The organism is Glutamicibacter sp. M10, from assembly GCF_025452055.1.
In the GTDB taxonomy this organism is placed as follows: Bacteria; Actinomycetota; Actinomycetes; order Actinomycetales; family Micrococcaceae; genus Glutamicibacter.
Genome location: NZ_CP104918.1, coordinates 2,060,234 through 2,086,373, shown reverse-complemented (window position 1 = coordinate 2,086,373; position 26,140 = coordinate 2,060,234). Strand labels below are relative to the sequence as shown.

The following is a 26,140-nucleotide window of genomic DNA, read 5'->3' as shown; positions in this document are numbered from 1 at the left end:
CGATGGCTCAACGACAACGCCGTGTGCTGTCTGTTGCTTCCGAATGTGCACCGCTGGTCAAAACCGGCGGTCTGGCCGATGTAGTTGGCGCCCTGCCCGCTGCCCTACTACCACTGGGATGGCGCACCCGCATCTTGATGCCCGCTTATCCTGGCGTGCTGGAGCAGGTAGGGCGTACCCGACGAATTTGGCGAGAAGAGAACCTTTTGGCGGCCCAGCCTCAGTCCGGACCGGTCGCTACGAAGGCCTAGACCTGCTGTTGCTGGATGCGCCGCATCTCTTTGACCGGCCCGGCGGCCCGTACGTGGTTGATGGGCACGACCATCACGATAACCATGTACGTTTTGCCGCACTGTCTTGGGTGGCTGCGCGGATTGCAATCGAGGGAACGAGTGATCGTTGGCGCCCCGATGTGGTGCACGCCCACGATTGGCAGGCCGGGCTGGTGCCTTCCTACCTGAAGTATGCCGGCTCCTCGATCCCAAGCCTGCTGACCATCCACAACATTGCCTTCCAAGGCGTTTTTGGTCCCGATCAACTCGATGCACTGCACCTTCCCACCTGGGACTTCCATTCGGAGGCCTTGGAGTACCACGGGCTGGTCAGCACGCTGAAGGCGGGACTGGTTCATGCCTCACAGGTGAGCACCGTGAGCCCGAGTTATGCTCAGGAGCTGACCCGCGCGGAGTTCGGCTTTGGGCTTGAGGGTGTAGTGTCCATGCGGGGCGAGCGCGGCGAGCTCAAGGGCATCCTCAATGGCATTGATACCGAAGTCTGGAACCCTGCCACGGATCCGATGGTTACCAACTACAGCGCGGTGGATTCAACGGCCAAGGCAGAAAACCGTCAAGCGCTGCTCGACGAGTTCTCTCTCGAAAATCCTTCTGGTCCGTTGGCTGTGGTGGTCACCAGACTCACCCATCAAAAGGGTGTAGACCTGTTGCTGGAGAAGCTACCGACCTTCATCGAATCCGGTGGTGCAGTCATCGTACTGGGTTCCGGCGACCCCGGCTACGAATATGCCCTGGGCGAGCTAGCGGCCCGCTATCCAGGCTCGGTGGGATTGCACATCGGTTATGACGAACGGCTGAGCCACCGGTTATATGCCGGAGCAGATTTAGTGTTGGTTCCTTCACGCTTTGAACCGTGCGGGCTGACCCAGCTAATCGGGCTGCGCTACGGCGCTATTCCGTTGGTGGCCGCGACCGGTGGTCTGCGTGACACCGTCGTGGATGCCACGCCAGAGAATCTGGCAAATGGGACTGCCACCGGTTTCACCTTCAGTGACATCGATGCCGGAGGCTTGGGCTTTGCCCTAGGCCGAGCAGTGGACTTGTATGCCGATACTCAAGCCTGGGAGCGCCTGCGCGATCAGGGGTTGCACACCCCGGTGGACTGGGGCACATCGGCGGCCGTCTATGCTCAGCTATTTACGGAACTCATCTCATGACCAGAACCCCGGCGGGCACGGCGTCCCCCGGCCGCTCCTGGCCGCTAGGTGTCACCGTGGATTCTGCCGGGATTAACGTTGCCGTCTACGCGCCTTTGGCCACCGCGCTTTACTTTTGTCTGTTCTCCGATAATGATCAGGAGCCCGAGCAGCGCCTTGCTCTCCCCTACTGTCAAGATGGCATTTGGCATGCCCATTTTGGCGGTCTAGGGGCGGGCGCGCGCTATGGGCTGCGCGCCGACGGTGAGTTCCGGCCGAACGATGGCTTGCGCTTTAACGTCAACAAATTGCTCATCGACCCTTATGCTCGGTCGTTGGACCGTCCGGTGCGCTATCACGAACTGATGGAAGGCACCGAGCCGGCAGAAAACGAAGAGCTCGAACCTGTGCTGGATCTGCGCGACAGTGCCACGGTGGTACCTCACGGCATCATTACCGCGACGCCCACGGGACCGGAGCCTGCCAGCAACCGCCCAGGCCACGACCTGGCTGATCTGGTGATTTACGAGACTCATCTGAAAGGCATCTCGGCTGCGCATCCAAGCGTTCCCGAGCAGTTACGTGGAACCTATGCCGGCATGGGCCATCCAGCGGTGATTGAACACCTCGTTTCCTTGGGTGTTAATGCCGTGGAACTTCTGCCGGTGCAGACCTTCCTCGACGATGCACACATCGTTGAGAAAGAGCTGCGCAACTATTGGGGTTATCAGCCGGTGGCGTGGTTCGCTCCGGAACCGCGCTATGCCCAAAATAATGCGATCGCTGAGCTTCGCCAACTGGTTTATACCCTGCATGAAGCTGGCATCGAAGTCATTCTTGACGTGGTGTACAACCACAGCGGCGAAGGCGGAGATCAAGGTCCAACGCTGAATCTTCGTGGTCTGGATAATGCTGGCTACTTTCGGTTAGCCGAAGATCAGCGCCACTACATTAACGACGCCGGAACCGGCAATACGCTGGCGGTTGATACCCCGATAGTGCTGCGCATGGTGATGGACAGCCTGCGCTACTGGGCACAAACTTTCGGCGTTGACGGTTTCCGCTTCGACCTGGCCACCGCGGTAGCGAGAGGCCCCGAAGGCTTTAACCGGAAGGCAGCTTCCTGCAGGCCATCGCCCAAGATCCGGTGCTCGCCGAGCTGAAGCTCATTGCCGAACCGTGGGATCTTGGTCCGGGCGGTTACCAGTTGGGCAACTTCCCTGCCCCCTTCGCTCAGTGGAACGATCGCTTCCGCGATGGGGTACGTCGGGCTTGGCGTGGCGAAGTGCTCGGTGAAGCCAACTTCGGTTCCTTACTATTGGGTTCCGCGGACCTCTTTGATGACTCCGGTCGCACTACCCTCGCGGGAGTGAACTTCATCAGCGCCCATGACGGGTTCACCTTGCGTGATACCGTCTCGTATGCGCAGAAGCATAACGAGGCCAATGGAGAGGAGAATCGGGATGGCCACGGTGAGAACTACTCCGATAACCATGGAGTAGAAGGACCGACCGACGACCCGGAGATCGTTGCGGCGCGCAGCTTGCGTGTGCGCGCGATGCTCGCCACCCTGCTTTTGGCACAGGGTGTGCCTATGCTTCTGGCGGGCGATGAACTGGGCAATAGCCAGTCGGGCAATAACAACGCCTACGCTCAGGACAATGAGTTGGGGTGGATCGACTGGTCTGAACCAGACTGGGAGCTGATCAGCTATGTACGTCAGCTCATTGATGTACGCCGGCGACTCCCGTTGCTGCGCCAGCGTGGCTTCTTGCACGGAAAGGTGCGCGCCGACGGGTTTAAGGACGTGCGTTGGTTATGCCCGGGTGGATCTGCTCCCACCGCCGAGCACTGGAAAGATCCGGCCTTCCGTTCGTTGGCTCTCCAGCTTCGCGGTTGCGCCCAGGATCCACGCGGTGAAGAACTCACCGGTAGTGTGCTGATCATTTTCAACTTTGGCGACCACTGCGACTTTGCGCTTCCTGCGGAGGGCGAAGCTCAATGGAAGATCGAGTTGGACAGCGCCGAGCCTGAACACTCGGCGGACGCGGTGGACGCAGTGACAGAGAGTTACGCTGCCAAGGCTCATAGCGTTGTGGTGCTCAGTACCGGTCTTTAGCGCGCACGTTGTTAAACTCAATGGGCGCCTTCCACATGATGTGGAAGGCGCCCATTGGCAGCTGATGATCTAAGGTTCGCTTAGGCCTCGGCGCTGAACCTCAGGACTAGGGCTAGGCCGATAATCACGGCGCCCCAGACAAGACCAAGAATAATGGTGATGCGATTCAGGTTGCGCTCGGCAACGCCTGAAGAGCCCATAGAGCTGGTCATGCCGCCGCCGAACATGTCCGACATACCGCCACCACGACCCTTATGAAGCAGGATCAGGAGGGTTAGCAGGACACTTGTGATGCCCAGCAGTACCTGCAGGATGATCTTGATAATATCCAAGTCGACGGTTCCTTAGCTAGATTCAGTCGGTTACGAGGTGTTGCTCGAACCTGACAATATTAGCAAACTCTTCAGCGTCGAGGCTGGCTCCGCCAACCAACACGCCGTCAACGTCACGCTCGCGCATGATCGCTGCCGTGTTCGCAGCCTTAACACTACCGCCATAGAGCAGCTGAGTCTTCTCAGCGATTTCTTGGCCGTAACGCTGGGCAAGTGCACCGCGAATTGCTGCACACATTTCCTGAGCATCTGCAGGACCTGCAACTTCACCGGTACCGATGGCCCACACTGGCTCGTAAGCGATGACCAGGTTTTCTGCCTGTTCAGCGCTCACGCCTTCCAGCGATTCAGCCAACTGGTTCAAGGTGAACTCTACGTGCTCCGCAGCCTTACGAACTTCCAAGCCTTCTCCAACGCAAAGCATTGGGGTCAGCTCGTGACGGTAAGCAGCCGCCAACTTGGTAGCAATTACGTCGTTCGTTTCGTTGTGGTATTCACGACGCTCGGAGTGACCTACCAAAACGTAGGTGCAACCGAGCTTCTTCAGGAACTGGCCCGAAATTTCGCCGGTGTACGCACCCGAATCCTGTGCAGACAAATCCTGAGCGCCGTAAACGACGTCCAGCTTGTCGCCCAGAACCAAGGTCTGAACACCACGGATGTCCGTGAATGGCGGGAATACTGCAACTTGCGCACGATCGTAGTTGTGCTCGTGGTCCTTGAGGGTCCACGCAAGCTTCTGGACTAGGGTGATGCCCTGGACGTGGTCCATGTTCATCTTCCAGTTGCCAGCGATCAGCGGCTGGCGCACAAAGGCGCCGTTCTGCGAAATGGTCATTTCTTAACCTTCCAATGCGGCAACGCCCGGCAGGGTCTTGCCTTCGAGGTACTCCAAGGATGCTCCGCCACCGGTGGAGATATGACCGAAGTCGTCCTCCGAGAAGCCCAGGGCACGTACGGCTGCGGCTGAATCGCCACCGCCGACAACGCTGAACGCTTCCGAGTTGGCCAGTGCCTGAGCAACAGTGCGGGTACCTTCAGCGAATGCCGGGATCTCGAATACGCCCATTGGGCCATTCCAGAACACGGTATTTGCGCTGGTGATGTAGCTTGCAAACTGCTCTGCCGACTTAGGTCCGATATCCAGGCCCAATCCGTTGGAACCGAAGCTCGCTTCTTCGATCTCGTCAGCTGGCAAGATTTCGTGTGCGGCGTCGGCACCAAACTTCTCGGCGACTACAACGTCAACAGGAACGATGATCTCGCAACCGAGCTGCTCAGCGCGCTTGAGGTAATCTTCGCAGACGGAAATCTGGTCTTCTTCAAGCAACGAGCCGCCAATGGCGTAGCCCTGAGCCTTGAGGAAGGTGAAAGCCATGCCGCCACCGATCAGCAACTGATCGGCCTTACCCAGCAGGTTGTCAATAACTGCAAGCTTGTCCGAAACCTTAGAACCACCCAGAACCACCACATAGGGGCGCTTAGGAGATTCAGTCAAGGTCTTGAGAACCTTGACTTCGGTTGCAACCAGGTCACCCTGGTAGCTAGGGAGCAAGCTTGCGATGTCATAAACCGAAGCGTGCTTGCGGTGTACGGCGCCAAAAGCGTCGTTCACGTAAGCGCCGTTTTCGCCGGTCAGAGCAGCCAATTCCTTGGCGAACTCTTCGCGTTCTGCGTCAACCTTAGAGGTTTCGCGAGCATCGAAGCGAACATTTTCAAGAACCAGTACAGAACCTTCAGCAAGGTCTGCCGCGGCCTTGCGAGCGGATTCGCCCACAACATCCTCGGCAACCGTTACATCAAAGTCGGCAAGTTCGTTCAAGCGCTGTGCTGCAGGTGCGATCGAGTACTTCGCATCGAACTGCCCCTTAGGGCGGCCCAGGTGCGCCATAACAATGACCTTTGCACCTGCTTCAACTAGCTTGGTGATGACCGGCAAAGATGCGCGTACGCGGCCGTCATCGGTCACAGTTGCACCGTCGAGCGGCACGTTCAGGTCACTGCGGACCAGAACGTGCCGTCCGCGGACACCGTTGTCAGCGATCAATTCGTCAATAGTGTGAGAAGACATATCTCTAGGTTATCGACTAGAGGCTTGATCCCACGAATCCGACAAGGTCAACAAGTCGTGAGGAGTAGCCCCACTCGTTGTCGTACCACGAAACAACCTTCACGCTGTTGCCCATAACGATGGTCAGACCGGAGTCGAAGATCGAGGAGTGTGGGTTGGTGACGATGTCAGTGGAAACCAGTGGATCAGTCGAGTACTCCAGAACGTCCTTCAAAGCACCTTCAGAAGCAGCCTTTTCGAATGCAGCGTTGATTTCTTCAACGGTTGCGGTGCGAGCAAGGTTGACGGTGAGGTCAGTTGCCGAGCCGGTTGGAACTGGAACGCGCATTGCGTAACCGTGCAGCTTGCCCTTGAGCTCTGGCATTACTACGCCGATAGCCTTAGCAGCACCGGTCGAAGTAGGGATCAGGTTCAATGCAGCAGCACGTGCACGACGTGGGTCGCTGTGAGGTGCATCCTGCAGGCGCTGGTCAGCGGTGTATGCGTGGATGGTGGTCATCAGGCCATCAACAATGCCGAACTCATCGTTCAGAACCTTGGCCAGTGGGGCCAAGCAGTTGGTGGTGCATGATGCGTTCGAGATGATGTTGTGGTTTGCAGGATCGTACTTGTCCTGGTTAACACCCATCACGATGGTGATGTCTTCATCGGAGGCCGGAGCCGAGATGATAACCTTCTTTGCACCGGCGGTGATGTGCTTGCCGGCGTCTGCACCCTTGGTGAAGAAACCAGTCGACTCGATGACGACGTCGACGTTCAATTCACCCCATGGAAGGTTTGCTGGATCGCGCTCGGAAAGTACCTTGATGCGACGTTCTCCGACAACGATGGTGTCACCATCTACGGATACTGCCTCGCCCACTGGGCCGAGTACAGAGTCAAACTTCACCAGGTGAGCAAGCGAATCGATTGAACCAAGGTCGTTGACGGCGACAATTTCGATGTCTGCCTTGTGTGCCAATACTGCACGCAGGAAGTTGCGTCCGATACGGCCAAAACCATTGATACCAACACGAGTTGTCACGTGACTATCTCCTCTAAACGGGATGATTGTGCCACGACCGTCCGCAAACGGAAGTGGCCTTCTTTGAAGGACACTCCGTTGTGCCGTGCTTTGCGGATCCCAGTGGATCACCGGGATCCGCAACACACTTGAAACATACTACGCTATTTAAGCGCAGAATGTGAGCTAACTTACCAGATTACTTATTTACCTGGAACGATTAGCGAAGCTGCACCCTTACGAGCTGCTTCAAAACGTGCCTGAACGTCTGCCCAGTTCACGATGTTCCAGAAAGCCTTAACGTAGTCAGCCTTCACGTTGACGTAGTCCAGGTAGAAGGCGTGCTCCCACATGTCCAGCATCAGCAGTGGGGTGGTTGCCACTGGAATGTTGCCCTGCTGATCGTAGAGCTGCTCGATAACCAGCTGGCCACCAAGTGCGTCGTACGCCAGTACAGCCCAGCCCGAGCCCTGCAGGCTCATTGCTGCTGCGGTGAAGTGAGCGCGGAAGTTATCGAAGGAGCCGAAGAACTCATCGATTGCTGCGGACAGCTCGCCCTCTGGCTTGTCGCCACCCTCTGGGGACAGGTTGTTCCAGAAGATCGAGTGGTTGGTGTGTCCACCCAAGTGGAATGCCAGGTCCTTGGACAGCTTCGGGATGTTACCGAATTCGCCCTTTTCGCGGGCTTCAGCCAGCTGTTCCAGTGCCGAGTTAGCGCCAGCAACGTAAGTTGCGTGGTGCTTGGAGTGGTGCAGCTCCATGATGCGAGCCGAGATGTTTGGCTCGAGTGCAGCGTAGTCGTACTGCAGTTCTGGCAGTGAATATACAGCCATGATTCTCCTCAATTTTCTCTTTCGGATGAATCTCCGTAGGAGGGCTCCCACGGGGACATTTTTAATGTTCCAGTTCGTCTACTGGAACGCTGGACTCCGTGCCTGGTATTCCCAGATCACTGGCCTTCTTGTCAGCCATGGCCAACAAGCGACGAATTCGACCAGCTATGGCGTCCTTAGTCATTGGGGGCTCAGCCATACGACCGAGCTCGTCGAGGGAAGCTTGTTTGTGCTCCAAGCGAAGCAGCCCAGCGTAGCGAAGGTGCTCAGGAACTTCCTCGCCAAGAATGCTCAGTGCGCGTTCTACGCGAGCGCCAGCAGCAACTGCTGCCTGGGCACTGCGACGCAGGTTGGCATCATCAAAGTTTGCCAGCCGGTTGGCCGTGGCACGAACTTCTTTACGCATGCGGCGTTCTTCCCACACCATCAAGGCATCGTGGGCACCCATGCGGGTCAAAAGCTGCGCAATTGCGTCGCCGTCGCGGATCACCACACGGTCAACGCCGCGCACCTCGCGGGCCTTGACCGTCAGACCCAAACGTCGAGCCGCGCCAACAAGCGCCAATGCTGCCTCTGGGCCGGGGCAAGTAATTTCCAATGCAGAACTGCGCCCGGGTTCGGTCAAGGAACCGTGCGATAAGAAGGCGCCGCGCCAGACTGCTTCAGCATCGGCCGTGGAACCGTTAACGATCACCGAAGGCAAACCTCGAACAGGTCGACCTCGCTGATCTAGTAGCCCAGTCTGCCGAGCGAGCACTTCTCCGTCTTTGGCGACGCGGACGATGTAACGACTACCCTTACGGATGCCGGAACCTGAGACCATAACGATCTCTGCCTCGTGGCCGTACAACTCGCCGATGGCCATCTTAAGCCGACGGGCAGTTGCAGCGAGATCCACCTCAGCTTCAATGACAATTCGCCCGGAGACAATATGAAGTCCCCGCTGAAGCGCAGCATGGTCGAAACCTCGGCCTTACGTACCGAAGGTTTGCGAATCTCTACTCGCGACAGCTCGTCTTTGACGGAAGCCGTCAATGCCATGAATCAAACTCCCTTACTAGGATCTTCCTAAGATCCGATCGCGGTAAACACCTCGTGATAGGCCGCCGCTAGTCGCAACGGGTCGTGCACTGCACGACCGTCAGATACTCCTACTGTACTAAAAAAGACGCGTGCACCCAGTTTTTGCGCTGCCAGCTCAAATCTCTGACGATTTACAATCTTGGATTCATCAGCAATAATCGCATCGAATTTTACTTCTGGCGCATAGCGGCTGAGCACTTCAAGATGCGCTGCAGCATCCATCCCGTTGGTCTCATCGGTATCCATCGACAAGTTCATCGTCAGCAGCTTTTTTGCTGTAGTTGACGCGATTGCCTGACGCATATCGGGCAACAGTAAATGTGGCAGCACCGAGGTGTACCAAGATCCCGGACCTAGGATGACCCAGTCGGCCAGCTCAATGGATTCCAAAGCCTCGGAGCATGCCGGCGCATCGGCTGGTTCCAAACGAACATTGGTGACCAAACCACCGGCTCCGGCGCGTGCCAGTTTCGCTTGACCTTCAATTCTTCGACGAACCAACGAGTCATTCTCATCGGATTCGAGCACATCCCCATGGATGGACAACGGCATGGTACTCATCGGCAGAACCTGGCCGCGTGCGCCAAGCAACGCTCCAGCCCAACGTAGTCCTGCCACTGGATTATCCAAAAGTTCCCACAGGGCCAAAATCAGTAGGTTTCCTACCGCATGACCGTTCAGTGGCTCTTCAAGGTTCGCGTCTGATGCAAAGCGGTGTTGCATGACATCGCGCCAGGTTCGGCCCCAATCGGTGTCGTCACATAACGCAGCCAAAGCCATCCGCAAGTCCCCCGGTGGCAACACGTCAAAGGAGCCACGTAGGCGCCCTGAACTTCCACCGTCATCGGCCACGGTTACAACGGCGGTGAGCTCGGTAGTCAGTCGGCGTAGTGCCGACAGTGAGGAGGACAGACCGTGCCCTCCGCCCAATGCGACAACTGAAGGGTTGCGCTGATCGTCGCCTCGGGTTAGTCCCTGAATCGAAATGGGACCGGTTGCAAAGGCCATGTTTTTACTCGCGTCCTAGATCGCGGTGGCTGATGCTCACGCGAACGTTAGGGAACTGTGCCAATCGTCGGCCAAGTTCAATGGTGGTGGCAACCGAGCGGTGCTTTCCTCCGGTGCAGCCTACCGCAATGGTGGCATAGTGCTTATTTTCGCGGCGGTAGCCCTCAAATACAGGCTCAAGAGCTTTGAGGTAGTTCTCAATGAAGTCGCTAGTGCCTTCTTGGTTCAAGACGTAGTCAGAAACTTCTTTGTCCTGTCCGGTCTGGGGGCGCAACTCTGGAACCCAGTGTGGGTTAGGGATGAAGCGCACGTCGGCCACGTAGTTGGCATCGGTTGGAAGACCGTATTTGAAGCCAAAGCTCATGACATTGATGCGTAGGATGATCGGACCGGACTCACTAAAGAGCTCGGTCACCGAACGCGCCAGATCGTGCACCGACATCGTTGAAGAGTCCAAGACGATTTCCGCGGCTTCGCGCAGCTGATCGGTGATACCGCGTTCCTTGGTAATCCCGTCAACAATTCGACCGTCACCCTGTAGCGGATGCGGGCGGCGACCCTGTTCAAATCGTCGGATCAGAACTTCATCGCTGGCGTTGAGATAGACCAGTCGGAATTTCACTCCGCTAGCTGTCAGGTTGGCTAGCGCGTCGCGAATCTCCGGGAACATTTCTTTGGAACGCACGTCCATGACTACGGCCATCTTGGGGATGGATCCCTGCGAACGGCTCATCATTTCAGTCAGCGGGCCAAGCATGGCCGGTGGCAGGTTCTCCACCACATACCAGCCCTGGTCTTCCAAGGCGTGGGCAACGGTGGTTCGACCGGCACCTGACATGCCAGTTACGATCACCAGTTCAGACTCAGGCGGTTTTACGGCTTCATACTCAGCGGTCATATTCCAAGGCTAGTCGACAATTTCGCCTGTCGTCATATTCACACCAGTAAGTGAAGCATCTTCGAGGGAGTCTTTGATGATTGTCGCAAGTTTCTCTCCCACCCCTGGGACTTCAACCAGTTCAGCAATACTTGCTGCACGGATCTTCTTCATGGAGCCAAAGTGCTTACGCAGCGCTGCTTGCTTAGCTTTGCCAAGACCTGGGACAGCGTCCAGATCAGAGGCAATCATGGACTTGGCACGCTTCTCACGGTGGAAGGTGATGGCGAATCGGTGCGCCTCATCGCGCAATCGTTGGACCAGGTACAGCGCATCAGAAGCGCGCGGAAGAATCACCGGGAACGGATCATCCGGTAGCCACAGTTCTTCCAAGCGCTTAGCTAGACCAACTACAGGTATATCGTCGATCCCCAGATCGTCCATGGCTTTTTGCGCGGCAGCAACCTGAGGCGGGCCACCATCCACGATCACCAATGACGGCGGGTAAGAGAACTTCTTTTTGGTGCTCTCCCCTATCTCATCCTCGGTCACCGCACCAGTTGCAAAGGAGGCAGGGTCAACCTTCTCTTTGAGGTAGCGGCTGAAGCGTCGGTAAATGACGTCGTACATGCTCGCGGTATCGTCGCGTGCGGCATCCCCAGTGATCGAGAACTTACGATATTCGCTCTTTTTCGGAAGCCCATCTTCAAAGACCACCATGGAGGCAACCACGTTGGTTCCCTGAGTATGCGACGCGTCGTAGCACTCAATACGCAGTAGTGCTTGTTGGGTACCCAGTGCTTCCTGAAGTTCCTGCATGGCCAAGGAACGGGTTGTGATGTCCCCTGCACGCTTGGACTTGTGAAGTCGAAGTGCCTGTTCCGCATTCTCTTTCACAGTCCCGGCCAACGCAGCCTTGTCGCCGCGTTGGGCAACGCGCAAAGAAACCTTGGAACCGCGTAGCTCTGAAAGCCACTGCGTCACGTCGTTAATGTCATCGGGTAGGGATGGCACAAGAATTTCACGAGGAATGCGGTCCGCGTGGTCAGCATAAATTTGGGTGAGCAATTGCTCTACAAATTCGGCGTCGGTTACGTCCGCGACCTTCTCAACAACCCAACCGCGCTGTGACCGGATTCGACCGTCTCGAACATGGAACACCTGAACGGATGCTTCCAATTCATCGCCGTGCACACCGAAAATATCGGCTTCAGTACGGTCGTCCAAAACCACTGCGTTTCGTTCAAAGACTCGCTTCAATGCGGCGATATCATCACGGTAGCGGGCGGCTTTTTCGTATTCCAATTCCGCTACAGCATCCTGCATTTTCACCGTTAGTGCCTTGGTGAACTTGGTTGCTTCGCCACCCATGAAGGTGCATAAATCATCGGCGAGCTGGCGGTGGTCTTCCTGGGAGATCCGGCCCACACAGGGTGCGGAACACTTGTCGATATATCCGAGCAGACACGGGCGCCCCGAGGCTTCTGCTCGTTTAAAAACACCAGGGGCGCAACTGCGCACAGGGAAGACACGCAGCAGGGTATCTAGAGTTTCGCGGATTGCTTTGGCGGGGTAAAAGGGGCCAAAGTATTTAACGCCCTTGCGCTTATCTCCACGCATGACCAACGCACGAGGGTATTTCTCGTTGAGCGTGATCGCAAGATAGGGATAAGACTTGTCGTCTCTGAAGACGATATTAAACCGCGGGTTGTATTCCTTGATCCAGACGTACTCCAGCTGCAGAGCTTCAAGCTCTGAACCAACAACGGTCCATTCCACGCTGCCTGCTGTGTAGACCATGGTCCGTGTTTTGGGCGTGAGCCGATCTGGATTGGCGAAGTAAGACGTCAGTCGATTGCGGAGAACTTTGGCTTTGCCAACATAAATCACCCGGCCGTGTTCGTCACGGAAACGATACACACCGGGGTTAGTTGGAATGTCCGAAGTTTTCGGACGGTAACTTGCTGGATCAGCCATGGGTCATTTCGCGTCTGGAGGTAACTGGTTGTATGAATCCACGCGTTCTTGACCGGACAGAGCGGCAATCGCATCCACGATCTGGTCAGTTGCCTGACGACGTTGCGGCAGCGGATGTTTGCGCCCCAGCTGGTCAAACTGCAGTGGTTCACCAAAACGAATCTGGAATTTTGCGGGCCTAAATCCTTTAGAACCTGCAGGCTGTAACTTTTCAGTACCAATCAGTCCGACAGGAACCACAGGAACACCAGTGGTTAGCGCAAGCCAACCCACACCGGTTCGACCGCGGTAGAGCTTACCGTCGCGCGAGCGGGTGCCCTCGGGATAGATTCCGATGCCCCCGCCTTCTTCGATGATCTCCACTAGTGAATCCAGGGCAGCCACCGAGGCAGCCTGCTCACCACGCTGTACTGGAATTGAGCCTACGGATTCGAAGAAAGTCTTCATCAACTTTCCTTTGACTCCGGGAGTTGTGAAATATTCTGCCTTCGCAAAAAATGCCACGTCGCGGGGCGTCAAGGCTTGGATAATGAGCGAGTCAAAGAAGGAGAGGTGGTTGGAGGCGACAATAAATCCGCCTTCCTTGGGGACGTTTTCAAGTCCGGTAACCTCGGCACGGCACACGCCATGGATGACGCCGCGAATCGAAGAACGGGTCATGGTGTAGATGCTCATTTATTTTGCACCTTCCTGCATGACGTTTGGTTCAAGTTCTAATGATTTAGCTGCCTGCTTCCCTAGCAGAGCTACGGCCAATTGCTGCGTGGTGTCTACTAGTAGGTCAGCATGGGAAAGTTCGTCCCCTTGAGCGAAGCCCCAAGCTACGCCGACGGATGAGACCGAATTTTCTCGTGCCGCATCCACATCGTAGTATCGATCGCCGATCACTACGCTGGACGACGCGTCCAACTCGGCGTCTTTCAATGCGGCAGCAACAATATGTGTCTTGCTTGAACCCATGGCGCCGTGTTCACCGTCGTTACCGTGGATTGCATCAAGGTGTTCGGTCAATCCCTTGCGGTCCAATAACAACCGGGCAATATTCACCGGTTTTGCCGTCGTGACCGCAACGTAGATATTCGCGCGACGCAGTGCCTGCAACAGCTCGATGATCCCGGGATACACCTTCGACTCATCCATGCCGGCTTCTTCGTAGCGCGTACGGTAAGTGGCGATGATTTGATCGATGTTTGTGTCGGTGACGCCTTCAATGGTTCGAAGTCCCACTTGCAACGGTGGACCGACCAAAGCTTCAACTCGTGACTCCCCGGATCGGCTAATCCGTGAGCCACAAGGGCATGGCGAATTCCCGAAGTAATGGCACCTGCGGGGTCCACGAGAGTCCCGTCAAGATCGAAGAGCGCACTTGTTACCGACATATTCACTTAGCTATCTTCCCACGAAGCGGGTGCGGGTCAGGAATCCATGACTGAAAAGGCATATTTCCCTGATCCGCGCACCGTGTTCTACAGGATTTCCGCGAGGAACTTTCCGGTATGCGACTCGCTGACCTTGGCTACCTTTTCCGGGGTTCCGGTCGCCAAGATAGTTCCACCACCGGATCCGCCTTCAGGACCTAGATCAATCACCCAATCGGCAGACTTGATGACGTCCAAGTTGTGCTCAATGGTCAAAACGGTGTTGCCCTTGTCGACCAGGCTTTGCAAGACCAGCAGCAGCTTTCGAATATCTTCGAAGTGCAGACCAGTGGTGGGCTCATCCAAAACGTAGATGGACCGACCGTTGGAACGCTTCTGCAATTCGGCGGCGAGCTTCACGCGCTGAGCCTCACCACCGGACAGAGTGGTGGCAGGCTGTCCAAGGCGGACGTAGCCCAAGCCCACATCAACCAGTGTGCGAAGGTGGCGCGCAATCGGGGTGAATGCACTGAAGAATTCTGCACCCTCAGCGATTGGCATATTCAGAACGTCAGCGATGTTCTTGCCCTTGTAGAGCACCTGCAAGGTCTCGCGGTTGTAGCGTGCCCCATGGCAAACTTCGCACGGAACGTAGACGTCAGGCAGGAAGTTCATCTCGATCTTGAGCGTTCCGTCGCCGGAGCAAGATTCGCAACGTCCACCCTTCACGTTGAATGAGAAGCGCCCTGGCTGGTAACCGCGTAGCTTCGCTTCATTGGTCTCCGCGAAAAGCTTACGGACATGATCAAAGACACCGGTGTAGGTGGCAGGGTTTGACCGTGGAGTACGACCGATTGGCGACTGGTCAACATGCACGACCTTGTCCAAGTGCTCCAAACCCAACACTCGGGTGTGGCGACCTGGCACTTGCTTGGCACCGTTGAGCTTGTTGGCCAGCACCTTGTACAGGATGTCGTTGACCAAGGTCGATTTACCTGAACCAGATACACCGGTCACTGCCGTAAGCAGACCCAGCGGGAATTCAACCGATACGTCCTGCAGGTTGTTCTCGTTGGCGCCAACGACCTTGAGCTTGCGATCCTTATCAACCTTGCGTCGCTTGGTAGGGATGTCGATCTGCTTGCGCCCCGACAGGTAGTCACCGGTCAAAGAGCGTGTATTGGCTTTGAGTCCCTCGACAGATCCGGAGTGGACAACTTCGCCACCGTTCTCGCCCGCACCTGGACCGATGTCAACAATCCAATCGGCCTCAGCGATGGTGTCTTCATCGTGCTCCACGACGATCAAAGTATTACCCAATGAGCGCAGGCGCAGAAGGGTATCGATCAGGCGTCGGTTATCTCGCTGGTGCAAACCGATCGAAGGTTCATCGAGAACATACAGCACGCCCACCAGGCCTGAACCAATTTGGGTGGCAAGTCGAATACGCTGCGCTTCGCCGCCTGAAAGTGTTCCGGCGGCACGCTCTAGAGTCAGGTATTCCAGTCCAACGTCCAGCAAGAACTTCATGCGGGCGTCGATTTCCTTAACCACCTGAGCTGCAATCTTCGCTTCACGCGCTGAGAGCTCAATGTTAGATAGGAAGTTTGCTGCACTGCGCAGGTCCATGGCAGAAACCTCTGCAATGGAACGGCCGCCGACGAGCACCGAAAGGGAAGCTGGGTTCAGTCGCGCGCCACCACAAGTAGGGCATGGGATCTGACGCATGTACTGCTCGTAACGATCGCGAGCGTGATCCGACTCGGTTTCTTCATGCTTGCGATGCACGTAGGAGATGACGCCTTCAAAACCAGTGGAGTACTTGCGTTCGCGGCCAAAACGGTTCTTGTACTGAACAACAACTTTGTGGTCTTTACCGCTGAGAATCGCTTCGCGAGCCGTGGCTGGCAGGTCTTTCCACCGAGTGCTCATGCTGAAGCCAAGTTCTTGGCCGAGCCCCTCAATAAGACGGTTCCAGTACTCGGTGGTTGCCTTACCCAGTGACCACGGAGCGATAGCACCCTCAGCCAAGGTGACCTCCGGATCGGGAACGATCAGGTGTTCGTCAACTTCGAGCTTGGTACCGATACCAGAGCAGGCAGCACAAGCACCGAATGGGTTGTTGAAGGAGAAAGTGCGAGGCTCAATCTCATCAATGGCTAGCGGGTGCTCATTAGGGCACGCAAGATTTTCGGAGAACGAGCGGACACGTTTGGGATCATCGGCATCCAGGTCAACAAAGTCGGCCAATACTCGACCATCGGCGATGCCCAGAGCCGTCTCGATGGAATCCGTCAAACGCTGTCGGGCATCTTCCTTGATTGCTAGACGGTCAACCACTACCTCAATGGTGTGCTTAACCTGCTTGGCAAGCTTCGGAGGATCATTAAGTTGGATCGTTTCGCCGTCAACTCGGGCACGCGAGAAGCCCTTTGAGGAAAGCTCCGCAAAGAGGTCAACAAACTCACCCTTGCGTGAACGAACAACCGGAGCGAGGATCTGGAAACGAGTTTTTTCAGGTAGCTCTATCAACTGATCCACGATTTGCTGAGGAGTCTGCTTGGAGATCGGCTCATGACAAATCGGGCAATGTGGGTGACCAACACGGGCCCAGAGCAGGCGCATGTAGTCGTAGACCTCGGTAATCGTACCGACGGTTGAACGAGGGTTTTTGCTGGTCGACTTCTGATCGATCGACACCGCTGGAGAAAGGCCCTCAATGAAGTCCACGTCCGGCTTGTCTACCTGCCCGAGGAACATGCGGGCGTACGCAGAAAGTGACTCGACATAACGACGCTGACCTTCGGCAAAGATCGTGTCGAAAGCGAGCGAGGATTTGCCGGAACCGGAAAGCCCGGTGAAGACAATCATCGCGTCACGCGGTAGATCAATGTCTACGTTCTTAAGGTTGTGCTCACGCGCGCCCTTGACGATCAGGCGCGTAAGATCTGTTTTATTGCTGTCTGCAGTAGTAGCCACGAGCCCATACTAATCGAAAACTACTTCGAATAAGTGTACGAGTGGTTCTATCTCACAGAAATTTTTTCACAGGCTCACCAACGCATTCGGCGAGCGCCAATCTGCGCCTTACTGCCCGTCCGTAGCCGTCATTCGGTAAGCCATCATGCCTTCTAAGCCGTTGAGTACAACAACTTCTTTCTCGTCGTACCCTGCCCGTCGAAATTCTTGTACCGTCGTCATGCCCTTACTCGGTTTCCATGTCCCGCGCTTACACACTATTTCGGCCTCATCGAAGCTGGTGTCCCCCGATGCTTTGTGTTCCGTTGGTACTTCAGTACCTAAGGTCGCGGAGTAAATAAAGTATGGCTCGCGATCTTCCGAACAAATTGCGTTTTCTCCCACAACATCCGCCAATGGGACAACGGTGCCATCGGCGTTACTAACCGCTTTGTCGCCACCCCTGAGTGGAAGTATCGAGGTATTATCGTCGACGCGCGGTATTCCAGCCGTTTCTACCCTGGCATCGTAGTCGTAAGGATCGCTAAGTTTGTATTGCTACTTTTTTGCCGCCGGTCTTCACATCCAATGCAACCGCGCTCCACGCAGCATCGTCTATTTCCACCGAGTAGTAGTCATCTTTTCTCGCCGTCAGTGTTTGATTGCCCCGTCGTAGTAGCAAATAACGATTGTGTCGTCATTGGCTTCGTTTATTTGGGGCGAGTCGAATCCGCACCGTGGCGAGATACCCGCTTGGGACCACAAGGTTTTTCCGGTCTTCGCATCAAGCGCAACAAGTTTCGACAGATCGGCAAGCCGGTATTCAGCTCTCTTTTTATCGGTTTCAAAGAAATCGCCCTGGCTGTGTGAGCCAGAGCCGAGCAGAATTTCTTTGTTTTTTCTACGCTTGTCCAGTTCCAGCCGCCGGATGTTGAATACCCTTTAGCGAAGACTTCTTCGTAGGGCCGTTCCCACAACGTCTTGGTTCCTTTGGAGAAATTGCGCATCTGTTTGTCGTTCTTGTCCCAGTAGGAGAAGATGCCTTCGCCCAGATGGCGCCCACCTTGCTGGTACCCGAATTCGAGCTTGTTCTCAGGTACCGTGAACCATTGCTTGCTGGACCAATCAAATTTCATGTGCTGATGGTCAAGATACTGCTCATTACGCACCTTTGAACCTTCAGTGCAGAAAGTCTTGCCGCAGACATTTGGCCGGTTTCCCCAAAGTTCAAAATTGTTGTTGATCTTCACTGGTTTACCAGTGGCAACATCGACGATCTAGAGTGTCCCCACGGCGTCCGTTCTTGTTCCGGTATAGGCCACGTAGTTCTTGCCATCATGTTCTACGGTTTCGATACTTGGACTGATGCCCCGCGCATCGGCTGCACCGAGTGCCTCGTCCTTCCACACTTGCTTACCGTTTTTCAGATTCCGCGCGATCACTTCCAGCTGCGGGCCAACACGTCGATAGGCAATGGCCACATCGTCAATTACGGTTGGATCCGATACGAGAACTTCTTCGGTTTTCCACGCAAAGCTCGCGGGAACGGGAACTTGTTCCTCGGCTTTCTCGGCTTGCTCGGCAGGCGCGGGACTGGATTCAGTCTTGTTGGCAGTACAACCGGCCAAGGCACCGTTGAGGATCAGTGCGCTGATGGTAATTGCGGTGATGCTTTTCGAAGTTACGTGGCGATGTGCAGTCGAATTCATGGTGTTTTCCTGCCCCGGGAACATTGATTTAGTTCCAGAGTCTAAACCCAGATTTCAAAGGCCCAAGAGGGTTATCCACAAACTTTTAGAACCGTTCCTTGATACGGAACATCACAGCGCTATGGCGCCCAGTGGCGCACTACTAGGTAGCTCGCGCTACATCAAGCTCGTCATTTCTCAGCGTGGCAAAGAGCTAAAAGCGGCACGCAGGTATTTCACGGCGGTCGCTTCATCCACTGACCATAGCTGCGCAATCCGAGCCAGGTCTGCTGCGGCATCGCTGACTTCCTGCTCACCGCGATCGTCGGCCGCCTGTACCACGGTGCCGTGACGACCACGGGTGACGACGGCCCCCTGCAGTTCTAGCTCCTTGTATACCTTGGCTACTGTATTAACCGCCAGATTCAGCGTCCCGGACAACGCCCGAACTGAAGGCAGCTTTGTACCTGGTGCAAGCTTTCCCTTAGCAATGGCGGAGAGTATTTGTTCCCGGACCTGCTGGTACGGCGCCACGGTGGAGTTGGGGTCAATCTTGATGAATGCTAGTTCGCTCATGCTGTGCTCCATTCGTTGGAACTGTATCTTCTGTTGTCCCGAGCCTATCTTTAATGGTCGCGTTGACCATATATTCCGTCGTAGTGTGAGTGGTATGAACGAACTATTGCTAGATGACGTGACCATCCGCTGGACCTCCGTTTCCGACATGGAAAACAATGTTTACCTCATTACTCACCGAGGGACCGGCGAGCAGCTGCTTGTTGATGCTGCCGACGACGTCCCTGCAATTGCAGAACTCATTCAGGCCTCGCAAGGTGATGCGCAAGATCCCCAAATTGTTGGTATTGCCACCACACACCAGCATTGGGACCACATTCGTGCGTTGGCCGACATCGTCGAAAAATACCCTGTTACTACCTATGCCGGCGCCGAGGACATGACCGGCATCGCTGAAGAATCTGGTGTTCAAATCACCAACGGGTTGAACCATGGTGATCAGTTAAAGCTCGGCGACGTAATTATTGAAGCCATCCACCTGCGCGGACACACGCCAGGTTCCATTGGCTATGCGCTAGTTGATTCCTCCGGACAGCCGGTCGTACTCAGCGGTGACAGCCTCTTCCCCGGCGGCGTTGGCAACACGTGGAAAGACCCACAGCGCTTCCTCTCACTGATTACCGACGTCTCCGAACGAATCTTCGATCGCTTCCCAGACGAAACCAAAGTATTGCCCGGGCATGGAGACACAACGACCCTAGGTGAACAACGCCCGCATCTTGATCAGTGGCGCGAACGCGGCTGGTAAACAGTGTCGCCGGATGCCCCAAGGTTTACTTGTGGGCATCTCGCACTGGCAGTTCGGTGATAGCTCACTGAATTTGGCGCACAGCCCGGATCCGTATAATCGCCACTCGTGAGTCTTTCCCCCACCGCGAAATATAAGATCCGACCGACTCGACCAGCAATGGTAGTTGTCGCACTGGTCCTCATCGCCGCGCTATCTTTCCCGCTACGTGATGTCCTGTACTCGGGCATCAGTGGCGTCGTCGTTTCCTCATCTTTGCTGTCGGCTATCGTGATTTTTTGCTCCGACGCCCTGCTCAAGCTGTTAGTGCTAGGCGCCGTTGCGCTCACCATCACTTGCTGGTTTCGGGATCGTCCACTTTTTTGTCTCTAGCCTCCGGTGGCATTGGCGCTGGAATTGGCTATGTGCTCAGTGAACTCATCAAAGCAATTTTCCGCGAGAAACGACCGTGCAATTCTCTTGATGTGCTCACCGCGATGGCTTGCCCGGCCTCGGGAGACTGGTCTTGGCCGTCCAATCATTCTGTAGTCGCGGCCGCTATCGCCACGGTGTGCACTCTGGTGGTCCCGAAGCTGGCCAAATATGCGATCCCACTAGCTATAGTTATCGGTCTGTCTAGGGTCGGCGTCGGGGCACACTACTTCCACGATGTAGTTTCGGGGCTGGCGTTAGGCACCTTGAGCGTGATCATCGCAGTGAAAGTTCTGCCTGATTTGCTGCAGAAACTAGTGCCTGCCCGCTACTGGGTCAGTTTGTGACCGATCACGAATATTCGACGGAATGGGAAGTTCGTTAGCTTCGTACCGTCCGGGGTCTGCACCGATGGGTAGTGAATGCTGACTACCGCTCGATAGTCATCCTCAAATTCTAGATAGTCCTCTGCGTCCAATACCGCTTTCACCGGCAATAGTGCCGTACCGCGAACCCAATCCACAATGGGGTCATCGCCGGGCAACAATTGCTGGAATGTTGTCTCCCAGACATTTGCTTGGAATCCTTGCTGCAGCAATAGCCGCTGATACTCCTCTGGTTCTCCCACAACGTGGCCGTCGCGTAGTACTCCCCGAGCTTCTGAATCCACTTTGGACTTTCGGCCACTTCGCGCATCAGCGCATGAGAAGGTGAACGGAAGTTCCCTGGCATCTGGATCGCTACATAGGCTCCGGGTTTCATAGTGCCCAACCATGAGGACAGTAGCTCGCGGTGATTCGGAAGCCATTGCAACATCGCATTGGAGAACAACAGATCTAGGTTTTCGGCGGGTCGCCATGTGGTGGCATCAGCTAAGGCAAAATCTAGGTTCGGTTCATGTTCCGAAGACTTAGCCTTCGCGATCATTTCCGCAGAAGAGTCCAGACCGGTCACCTGAGCATCGGGCCATCGTTGCGCCAACAGCCGAGTCATATTCCCCGGTCCGCAGCCCAAATCGACAATATTTTTCGGCTCAATTTCGGTTAGCTGCCCGAGCAAGTCTTTATATGGACGTCCGCGGTAATCGGAGAATTCTGTGTACTTAGCTGGATCCCATTTCATGCCCTCAGCCTAATCCTTTGTTCTACGGGCTACTAGGCACCGAGACATGGCGTTGAACCGATAGGCTAGTAACATCATGTTGCTCACCGATTATTTGCCAGCAGACAGCAAAAACGTTTCCGACGACGAAATCTACGAGGCTTTCGGCCAATGGGTCACCACCCGTGGTATCAACCTCTACCCTGCCCAGGATGAAGCGTCGATGGCGCTGGCCGGCGGCAACAACGTCATCCTTGCCACCCCGACCGGCTCCGGCAAATCTTTGGTCGCCATCGCAGCGCATTTTTATGCCATGTCCCGCGATCAGATCAGCTTCTACACTGCGCCGATCAAGGCACTAGTCTCCGAGAAGTTTTTGACCTCTGCAAAATCTTTGGTGCAGAAAACGTCGGTATGGTCACCGGAGATTCCTCCGTCAACGCCGACGCTCCGATCATTTGCTGCACGGCCGAGATCTTAGCCAACATTGCCTTGCGCGAAGGTTCCCGCGCAGATGTCGGATGCGTGATCATGGACGAATTCCACTTCTACGCTGACCCACAGCGCGGCTGGGCCTGGCAAGTTCCCTGATCGAACTTCCACAGGCTCAGTTCCTGCTCATGAGCGCCACCTTGGGCGATGTGACCCGCTTTGAGAAAGAACTCGAGGAGCGCACCGGAACGCCGACCGTCACGGTCGCACACACCGAACGCCCGATCCCCTTGCACTTCTACTACTCGATGGAGCCTGTGCAGGAAGCCGTCGAGGAACTGATCAAGACCAAGCAGGTCCCGATCTACATCGTGCACTTCTCCCAACTCGACGCCATTGATCGCGCCACCGGGTTGATGAGCGTTAATGTAGCCACGCGTGAGGAGAAGGAAAAGATCTCCGAGATGATCGGTGGCTTCCGCTTCGCCGCTGGTTTTGGCAAGACGCTGAACCGTTTGGTCCGCCACGGCATCGGCATCCACCACGCCGGCATGCTCCCTAAGTACCGTCGCCTGGTGGAACAGCTCGCGCAGGCAGGTCTACTCAAGGTCATTTGCGGTACCGACACCTTGGGCGTGGGCATCAACGTGCCTATCCGCACGGTGGTCATCACCGCGCTGTCCAAATTCGACGGCACCCGTACACGCATCGTTAATGCCCGCGAGTTCCATCAGATTGCTGGTCGAGCCGGACGTGCTGGTTTTGATACCGCTGGTACCGTACTGGTTCAGGCCCCTGAGCATGCCATCGAAAATCACAAGGCCATGGAAAAGGCGCTGAAGAAGCACGGCGAAGGTTCCTCGAAGCTCAAACAGATCCCTAAGAAGAAGCCACCACAGAACTTTGTCACCTGGGGCGAAAAGACCTACGACAAGATTGTTGCTGCTGCCCCAGAAACGCTGAAGTCCTCGTTCCAGGTTTCGCACTCGATGCTGCTGAACCTTTTGGAACGTGAAGACAACGCCTTCGAGGCCGCGGTCCGTTTGCTCAGCGAAAACCATGAGACACCTGCCGCCCAGCGAAAGTTGAAACTGCGTGCACTGGGCATCTTACGTGAGCTGATCGCCACCGAAGTTGTTGTCCGCCGAGACGAACCAGATCAGTACGGTAACTACTACGAGTTGACCGTGCACCTGCAGCAGAACTTTGCGCTGAACCAACCGCTCTCGCCTTTTGCACTCGCTGCCTTGGATCTGTTGGATCCAGATTCTGCCAGTTACGCCCTCGACGTCGTCTCGGTGATCGAAGCGACACTCGAAAAGCCGCGCCAGATACTTTCCGGGCAGGAGAAAAAGGCTCGGGGCGAAGCCATTGCCGCGATGAAGGCCGAAGGCATGGACTACAACGACCGCATGAACGCGCTGGATGAGATTACTTATCCGATGCCTTTGGCGGAAAAGCTTGAGGCCGCGTTTGAACAATATCGTTCGGGTGCTCCGTGGCTGGCCGACTTTGAGGTGCAGCCCAAGTCGATCGTTCGTGACATGTACGAACGTGCCATGGGCTTCTCCGATTTTGTCCAGTACTACCAGCTGGCGCGCTCCGAGGGTGTGTTGTTGCGCTACCTCACCGATGCGTATAAGGCCCTGCGCCAAACAGTTCCCCAAGATTCACTGCGCGAAGACCTTGAAGATCTGATCGAGTGGCTCGGAGAGATGATCCGCCAGATTGACTCCTCGTTGCTTGACGAATGGGAAGAGTTGTCGCGTGGCGAGCTGAGCGAGGAAACCGAAACTGCCCCACCTCCAGCTCCGGAAAAGCTGACCAGCAATAAGCGTGCTTTCCGCGTGATGGTCCGCAACGAAATGTTCCGCAGGGTTAAGCTCTTCGCCGACGAGCAAGACCAAGCCCTCGGTGAGCTTGATGGCCACAACGGGTTTGATTCCGACGCTTGGGCCGATGCCTTGGACGGATACTTTGACGAGCACGAGGACATCGACGACGGTCCCACCGGTCGCAGCAGCGCCTTGTTCATCGTCAACGAGTTGCCCAATCGTGTCTGGGAAGTTCGTCAGATCTTTGCGGACCCAGCCGAACATCATGACTGGGGTATTAGCGCCACGATCTCCTTGGATGATTCCGATGAGGTCGGAGCGCCGGTCGTGACCGTAACCTCCGTTGGCCGGCTGGGCTAATCTCGGGTGAAAGCGATCGCTTACGCGTTGATGGTTCGTGATGACCAGGTCTTGCTGCAACTGCGACAAGGCACTGGTTTCATGGACGGATATTGGAGCGCAGCCGCCGCTGGGCATGTAGAACCGGGTGAATCTGCGGCAGCTGCAGCAGTTCGAGAGGCTAGTGAGGAACTCGGAGTGCTCATTGAGCCTACGGATCTGCGTCTGTTGACCGTTTCGGCGCGTCACCAGAACCATGACGGCTCGGCCAAGACTTACGAAGACCACTTTTTCGTCGCCCGAAATTGGTCGGGAACACCAGTGATCCGGGAACCGCAAAGGGCCGCAGAGCTGCGCTTTTGGGACAGGGAAGCTACCTTCAATGACAGTCCCGCACGAATTGATAGCACTGGGTCGGCTCGTAGGCAGTGAGTAGCCAAGTTAGTGACGTTGTCGTAGGGTATGGCCATGAATGGATTCAGACTCCGCGTCACGGGAGCATGCCTCGTGCTGCTAACCGTAGTTGGTCTACTCAGTGGCTGGTCGGCACTTTTCAGCCCTGACGCCTTGATGTCGACCACGGTGCAGATTGGCTCGTTGATCCTAGGAACCGCGCTTGTTTACTGCGGCGAGAACCTTGCACCGCTGGGTGAAGCTAGCTAGGCAACGATGAGCGCAATTCCAACATAGGTCGTCAGAAGCGTGGCCAGTAACCATTCCGCGGTCGATCCGGTCTCCGCCAGCACGGGGACTGCCAGTCGACCGTTGGACTTCCAGCAGCCGCCAATTACAGGAATTTTGCGGAACCATCGTGGGGACCCGATCTTGATCGGCCAGATCAAATTGCATCCGCCGACCGTGAGCATATCCCCCACAACATGGACAATGACGCCCACTGCCACGGCCAATAGGAACCACTGATTCGCTTCGGGCGCATTCACCCCAACAAAGGCACCCGTGGCCAGGGCGATGATCCAGCAGAGCATGGGCGGCATGAATTTAACCGACTTCACTGCGAAGGATATAAGCAGAATCGCGAATAATGCTGCTCCGGGATAGATAGTTCCGAGGGCCGCGGTGGCCACGTCCCAACCGTTGGCCAGCCATGCCAAGAAGATGAAAAACGCCATTCCAATAATCGAGTGGGTACCGTTTCGGTGGCCGCCGGAGGCTTCGCCGATAACCCGAGCAAAAATGGATGAAAACGGCGGAAGTGAGCGCGCGATCGTGGCGCCGTGATGATCAGCATCAGGTAGCAAGGCGGCTCCGGCACACACAATTGCTCCGGCGAGTGTCTCCCAACGGTCCATCTGGAATGTTCCCAGCCCGAGGTTTACAGTCCCAACGGTCACTGGAGTTGTAATTGCCAACCATGCGGCTGCGCCGCTCACCGCGTGGTGTCCACCCATCATGAGTTCAACCTTAGGACTGGTCACCGACGTTTTAGCTGTATGACAGCGGTAAGCTAGAACACATGAGTATTGTGCGCGAAGCAGTCATCAACGACTGCCCGATGATTCTGGAACTAATCAACGAACTTGCTGTGTATGAGAAGGAACCGGATGCGGTGCGCAACACCGTGAAGGATCTGGAAGAGCACTTGTTCGGCCCTAACCCACAGGCTTTCGCCCATGTGGCTCAGGATGATCAGGGTTCGGTCGTTGGCATTGCCATCTGGTACTTGACCTACTCCACCTGGGAAGGCCGACATGGGATCCACTTGGAAGATCTCTACGTTCGCTCCAGCCAGCGCGGGCTTGGCACCGGCACCGCGCTCTTACGTCAGCTCGCAGAAATTTGTGTTCAGCGAGGATACAAGCGTTTAGAGTGGGACGTCCTAGATTGGAATGAACCTGCGATCAAGTTTTACGACTCGATTGGCGCAGGTTCACAGAACGGTTGGACAACTCGACGGCTAGATGGCGCCGCACTTGAAGAACTCGGATCGCAAGGAGCATAAAA

Annotated in this window: 25 protein-coding genes and 2 pseudogenes; 10 read left to right on the top strand and 17 right to left on the bottom strand. The window is 55.8% G+C overall.

Annotated elements, in window-relative coordinates; all coding sequences use genetic code 11:
• Window positions 1-2 precede the first annotated feature (2 nt).
• Genes N6V40_RS10205 through N6V40_RS10190 form a run of 4 tightly spaced genes read left to right on the top strand, consistent with a single transcriptional unit; the run spans window position 3 to window position 3,548 of the window.
• On the top strand, window positions 3-251 hold the full coding sequence (locus tag N6V40_RS10205; protein ID WP_262197551.1) for a glycogen/starch synthase: 249 nt from the start codon (window positions 3-5) through the stop codon (window positions 249-251).
• Window positions 188-1,450 carry a glycogen synthase GlgA gene (gene glgA / locus N6V40_RS10200; RefSeq protein ID WP_262197550.1) on the top strand — a complete coding sequence of 421 codons (1,263 nt, stop codon included), beginning with the start codon at window positions 188-190 and terminating at the stop codon, window positions 1,448-1,450. Before N6V40_RS10205 ends, glgA begins: the two co-directional genes overlap by 64 nt.
• Window positions 1,447-2,592 (top strand): GlgX family protein, encoded by a 1,146-nt coding sequence (locus N6V40_RS10195; protein WP_262197549.1) that lies wholly within the window; start codon window positions 1,447-1,449, stop codon window positions 2,590-2,592. The genes glgA and N6V40_RS10195 overlap by 4 nt, the downstream gene beginning before the upstream one ends.
• Entirely contained in the window at window positions 2,577-3,548 is a 972-nt protein-coding gene (locus tag N6V40_RS10190) for a GlgX family protein (RefSeq protein WP_262197548.1), read from the top strand. Before N6V40_RS10195 ends, N6V40_RS10190 begins: the two co-directional genes overlap by 16 nt.
• Window positions 3,549-3,628: 80 nt before the next feature.
• Here N6V40_RS10190 and secG read toward each other — a convergent pair whose 3' ends face one another.
• The 15 genes and pseudogenes from secG to N6V40_RS10115 form a co-directional block, all read right to left on the bottom strand.
• Complete coding sequence (gene secG, locus N6V40_RS10185; RefSeq protein ID WP_131088422.1) at window positions 3,629-3,880, bottom strand: preprotein translocase subunit SecG; 252 nt, start codon at window positions 3,878-3,880, stop codon at window positions 3,629-3,631.
• 22 nt (window positions 3,881-3,902) lie between these two features.
• Window positions 3,903-4,718 (bottom strand): triose-phosphate isomerase, encoded by an 816-nt coding sequence (gene tpiA / locus N6V40_RS10180; RefSeq protein WP_131088423.1) that lies wholly within the window; start codon window positions 4,716-4,718, stop codon window positions 3,903-3,905.
• A 3-nt stretch (window positions 4,719-4,721) separates the two neighbouring features.
• Window positions 4,722-5,951 (bottom strand): phosphoglycerate kinase, encoded by a 1,230-nt coding sequence (locus N6V40_RS10175; protein WP_131088424.1) that lies wholly within the window; start codon window positions 5,949-5,951, stop codon window positions 4,722-4,724.
• A 16-nt stretch (window positions 5,952-5,967) separates the two neighbouring features.
• On the bottom strand, window positions 5,968-6,975 hold the full coding sequence (gene gap, locus N6V40_RS10170; protein ID WP_131088425.1) for a type I glyceraldehyde-3-phosphate dehydrogenase: 1,008 nt from the start codon (window positions 6,973-6,975) through the stop codon (window positions 5,968-5,970).
• Window positions 6,976-7,157: 182 nt separating this feature from the next.
• Window positions 7,158-7,787, bottom strand: coding sequence for a superoxide dismutase (locus N6V40_RS10165; protein WP_131088426.1), 630 nt, complete (start codon window positions 7,785-7,787; stop codon window positions 7,158-7,160).
• 61 nt (window positions 7,788-7,848) lie between these two features.
• Window positions 7,849-8,828, bottom strand: a pseudogene (gene whiA, locus N6V40_RS10160) (DNA-binding protein WhiA).
• A 27-nt stretch (window positions 8,829-8,855) separates the two neighbouring features.
• Window positions 8,856-9,878 carry a gluconeogenesis factor YvcK family protein gene (yvcK, locus tag N6V40_RS10155; protein WP_131088428.1) on the bottom strand — a complete coding sequence of 341 codons (1,023 nt, stop codon included), beginning with the start codon at window positions 9,876-9,878 and terminating at the stop codon, window positions 8,856-8,858.
• A 4-nt stretch (window positions 9,879-9,882) separates the two neighbouring features.
• Window positions 9,883-10,776, bottom strand: a complete 894-nt coding sequence (gene rapZ, locus N6V40_RS10150) for an RNase adapter RapZ (RefSeq protein WP_131088429.1) — start codon at window positions 10,774-10,776, stop codon at window positions 9,883-9,885.
• 9 nt (window positions 10,777-10,785) lie between these two features.
• Window positions 10,786-12,732 carry an excinuclease ABC subunit UvrC gene (uvrC, locus tag N6V40_RS10145; RefSeq protein ID WP_262197543.1) on the bottom strand — a complete coding sequence of 649 codons (1,947 nt, stop codon included), beginning with the start codon at window positions 12,730-12,732 and terminating at the stop codon, window positions 10,786-10,788.
• Between the two features lie 3 nt (window positions 12,733-12,735).
• Window positions 12,736-13,407 carry a lysophospholipid acyltransferase family protein gene (locus N6V40_RS10140; protein ID WP_131088431.1) on the bottom strand — a complete coding sequence of 224 codons (672 nt, stop codon included), beginning with the start codon at window positions 13,405-13,407 and terminating at the stop codon, window positions 12,736-12,738.
• Window positions 13,408-13,980, bottom strand: a complete 573-nt coding sequence (locus N6V40_RS10135; RefSeq protein WP_262197542.1) for an HAD hydrolase-like protein — start codon at window positions 13,978-13,980, stop codon at window positions 13,408-13,410.
• Between the two features lie 218 nt (window positions 13,981-14,198).
• Window positions 14,199-17,069, bottom strand: a complete 2,871-nt coding sequence (gene uvrA, locus N6V40_RS10130; RefSeq protein ID WP_131088433.1) for an excinuclease ABC subunit UvrA — start codon at window positions 17,067-17,069, stop codon at window positions 14,199-14,201.
• 689 nt (window positions 17,070-17,758) lie between these two features.
• The gene (locus tag N6V40_RS10125; RefSeq protein ID WP_131088434.1) at window positions 17,759-18,298 is read right to left on the bottom strand and encodes a hypothetical protein; all 540 of its coding nucleotides are present in this window, start codon (window positions 18,296-18,298) and stop codon (window positions 17,759-17,761) included.
• 27 nt (window positions 18,299-18,325) lie between these two features.
• Entirely contained in the window at window positions 18,326-18,757 is a 432-nt protein-coding gene (locus N6V40_RS10120; RefSeq protein WP_131088435.1) for a PQQ-binding-like beta-propeller repeat protein, read from the bottom strand.
• A 177-nt stretch (window positions 18,758-18,934) separates the two neighbouring features.
• A complete protein-coding gene (locus N6V40_RS10115; protein WP_131088436.1) occupies window positions 18,935-19,312 on the bottom strand; it encodes a GntR family transcriptional regulator in 378 nt (125 codons plus the stop codon).
• 94 nt (window positions 19,313-19,406) lie between these two features.
• Here N6V40_RS10115 and N6V40_RS10110 point away from each other — a divergent pair, with 94 nt between their 5' ends.
• Both N6V40_RS10110 and N6V40_RS10105 read left to right on the top strand, forming a co-directional pair.
• Window positions 19,407-20,060: an MBL fold metallo-hydrolase gene (locus N6V40_RS10110; protein ID WP_131088437.1), complete on the top strand. Its 654-nt coding sequence runs from the start codon at window positions 19,407-19,409 to the stop codon at window positions 20,058-20,060.
• A 362-nt stretch (window positions 20,061-20,422) separates the two neighbouring features.
• Entirely contained in the window at window positions 20,423-20,818 is a 396-nt protein-coding gene (locus N6V40_RS10105; RefSeq protein ID WP_262197539.1) for a phosphatase PAP2 family protein, read from the top strand.
• 139 nt (window positions 20,819-20,957) lie between these two features.
• Here the strand turns inward: N6V40_RS10105 and N6V40_RS10100 are convergent, their stop codons facing one another.
• On the bottom strand, window positions 20,958-21,593 hold the full coding sequence (locus tag N6V40_RS10100) for a methyltransferase domain-containing protein (RefSeq protein WP_315973671.1): 636 nt from the start codon (window positions 21,591-21,593) through the stop codon (window positions 20,958-20,960).
• A gap of 76 nt (window positions 21,594-21,669) precedes the next feature.
• Between N6V40_RS10100 and N6V40_RS10095 the strand changes: the two are divergent.
• The 3 genes and pseudogenes from N6V40_RS10095 to N6V40_RS10085 all read left to right on the top strand — a co-directional run bounded on the left by N6V40_RS10095 (window position 21,670) and on the right by N6V40_RS10085 (window position 24,841).
• Window positions 21,670-24,199: pseudogene (locus N6V40_RS10095) on the top strand (DEAD/DEAH box helicase).
• Between the two features lie 6 nt (window positions 24,200-24,205).
• Window positions 24,206-24,610: an NUDIX domain-containing protein gene (locus tag N6V40_RS10090; protein WP_262197537.1), complete on the top strand. Its 405-nt coding sequence runs from the start codon at window positions 24,206-24,208 to the stop codon at window positions 24,608-24,610.
• A 36-nt stretch (window positions 24,611-24,646) separates the two neighbouring features.
• Window positions 24,647-24,841, top strand: a complete 195-nt coding sequence (locus N6V40_RS10085; protein ID WP_262197536.1) for a hypothetical protein — start codon at window positions 24,647-24,649, stop codon at window positions 24,839-24,841.
• Here N6V40_RS10085 and N6V40_RS10080 read toward each other — a convergent pair.
• Window positions 24,838-25,614, bottom strand: coding sequence for a metal-dependent hydrolase (locus N6V40_RS10080; RefSeq protein ID WP_262197534.1), 777 nt, complete (start codon window positions 25,612-25,614; stop codon window positions 24,838-24,840). The genes N6V40_RS10085 and N6V40_RS10080 overlap by 4 nt on opposite strands.
• Before the next feature lie 38 nt (window positions 25,615-25,652).
• Here N6V40_RS10080 and N6V40_RS10075 point away from each other — a divergent pair, with 38 nt between their 5' ends.
• Entirely contained in the window at window positions 25,653-26,138 is a 486-nt protein-coding gene (locus N6V40_RS10075) for a GNAT family N-acetyltransferase (RefSeq protein ID WP_262197533.1), read from the top strand.
• Window positions 26,139-26,140: the final 2 nt, after the last annotated feature.

What these genes read in the sequence shown, in the direction of transcription:
- N6V40_RS10205 (WP_262197551.1), top strand. Translation starts at nt 3, where the DNA reads ATGGCTCAACGACAACGCCGTGTGCTGTCTGTTGCTTCCGAATGTGCA.
- N6V40_RS10195 (WP_262197549.1), top strand. Translation starts at nt 1,447, where the DNA reads ATGACCAGAACCCCGGCGGGCACGGCGTCCCCCGGCCGCTCCTGGCCG.
- tpiA (WP_131088423.1), bottom strand. Translation starts at nt 4,718, where the DNA reads ATGACCATTTCGCAGAACGGCGCCTTTGTGCGCCAGCCGCTGATCGCT.
- N6V40_RS10175 (WP_131088424.1), bottom strand. Translation starts at nt 5,951, where the DNA reads ATGTCTTCTCACACTATTGACGAATTGATCGCTGACAACGGTGTCCGC.
- N6V40_RS10165 (WP_131088426.1), bottom strand. Translation starts at nt 7,787, where the DNA reads ATGGCTGTATATTCACTGCCAGAACTGCAGTACGACTACGCTGCACTC.
- yvcK (WP_131088428.1), bottom strand. Translation starts at nt 9,878, where the DNA reads ATGGCCTTTGCAACCGGTCCCATTTCGATTCAGGGACTAACCCGAGGC.
- rapZ (WP_131088429.1), bottom strand. Translation starts at nt 10,776, where the DNA reads ATGACCGCTGAGTATGAAGCCGTAAAACCGCCTGAGTCTGAACTGGTG.
- uvrC (WP_262197543.1), bottom strand. Translation starts at nt 12,732, where the DNA reads ATGGCTGATCCAGCAAGTTACCGTCCGAAAACTTCGGACATTCCAACT.
- N6V40_RS10140 (WP_131088431.1), bottom strand. Translation starts at nt 13,407, where the DNA reads ATGAGCATCTACACCATGACCCGTTCTTCGATTCGCGGCGTCATCCAT.
- N6V40_RS10120 (WP_131088435.1), bottom strand. Translation starts at nt 18,757, where the DNA reads ATGAATTCGACTGCACATCGCCACGTAACTTCGAAAAGCATCACCGCA.
- N6V40_RS10115 (WP_131088436.1), bottom strand. Translation starts at nt 19,312, where the DNA reads ATGAGCGAACTAGCATTCATCAAGATTGACCCCAACTCCACCGTGGCG.
- N6V40_RS10110 (WP_131088437.1), top strand. Translation starts at nt 19,407, where the DNA reads ATGAACGAACTATTGCTAGATGACGTGACCATCCGCTGGACCTCCGTT.
- N6V40_RS10100 (WP_315973671.1), bottom strand. Translation starts at nt 21,593, where the DNA reads ATGAAATGGGATCCAGCTAAGTACACAGAATTCTCCGATTACCGCGGA.
- N6V40_RS10085 (WP_262197536.1), top strand. Translation starts at nt 24,647, where the DNA reads ATGAATGGATTCAGACTCCGCGTCACGGGAGCATGCCTCGTGCTGCTA.
- N6V40_RS10075 (WP_262197533.1), top strand. Translation starts at nt 25,653, where the DNA reads ATGAGTATTGTGCGCGAAGCAGTCATCAACGACTGCCCGATGATTCTG.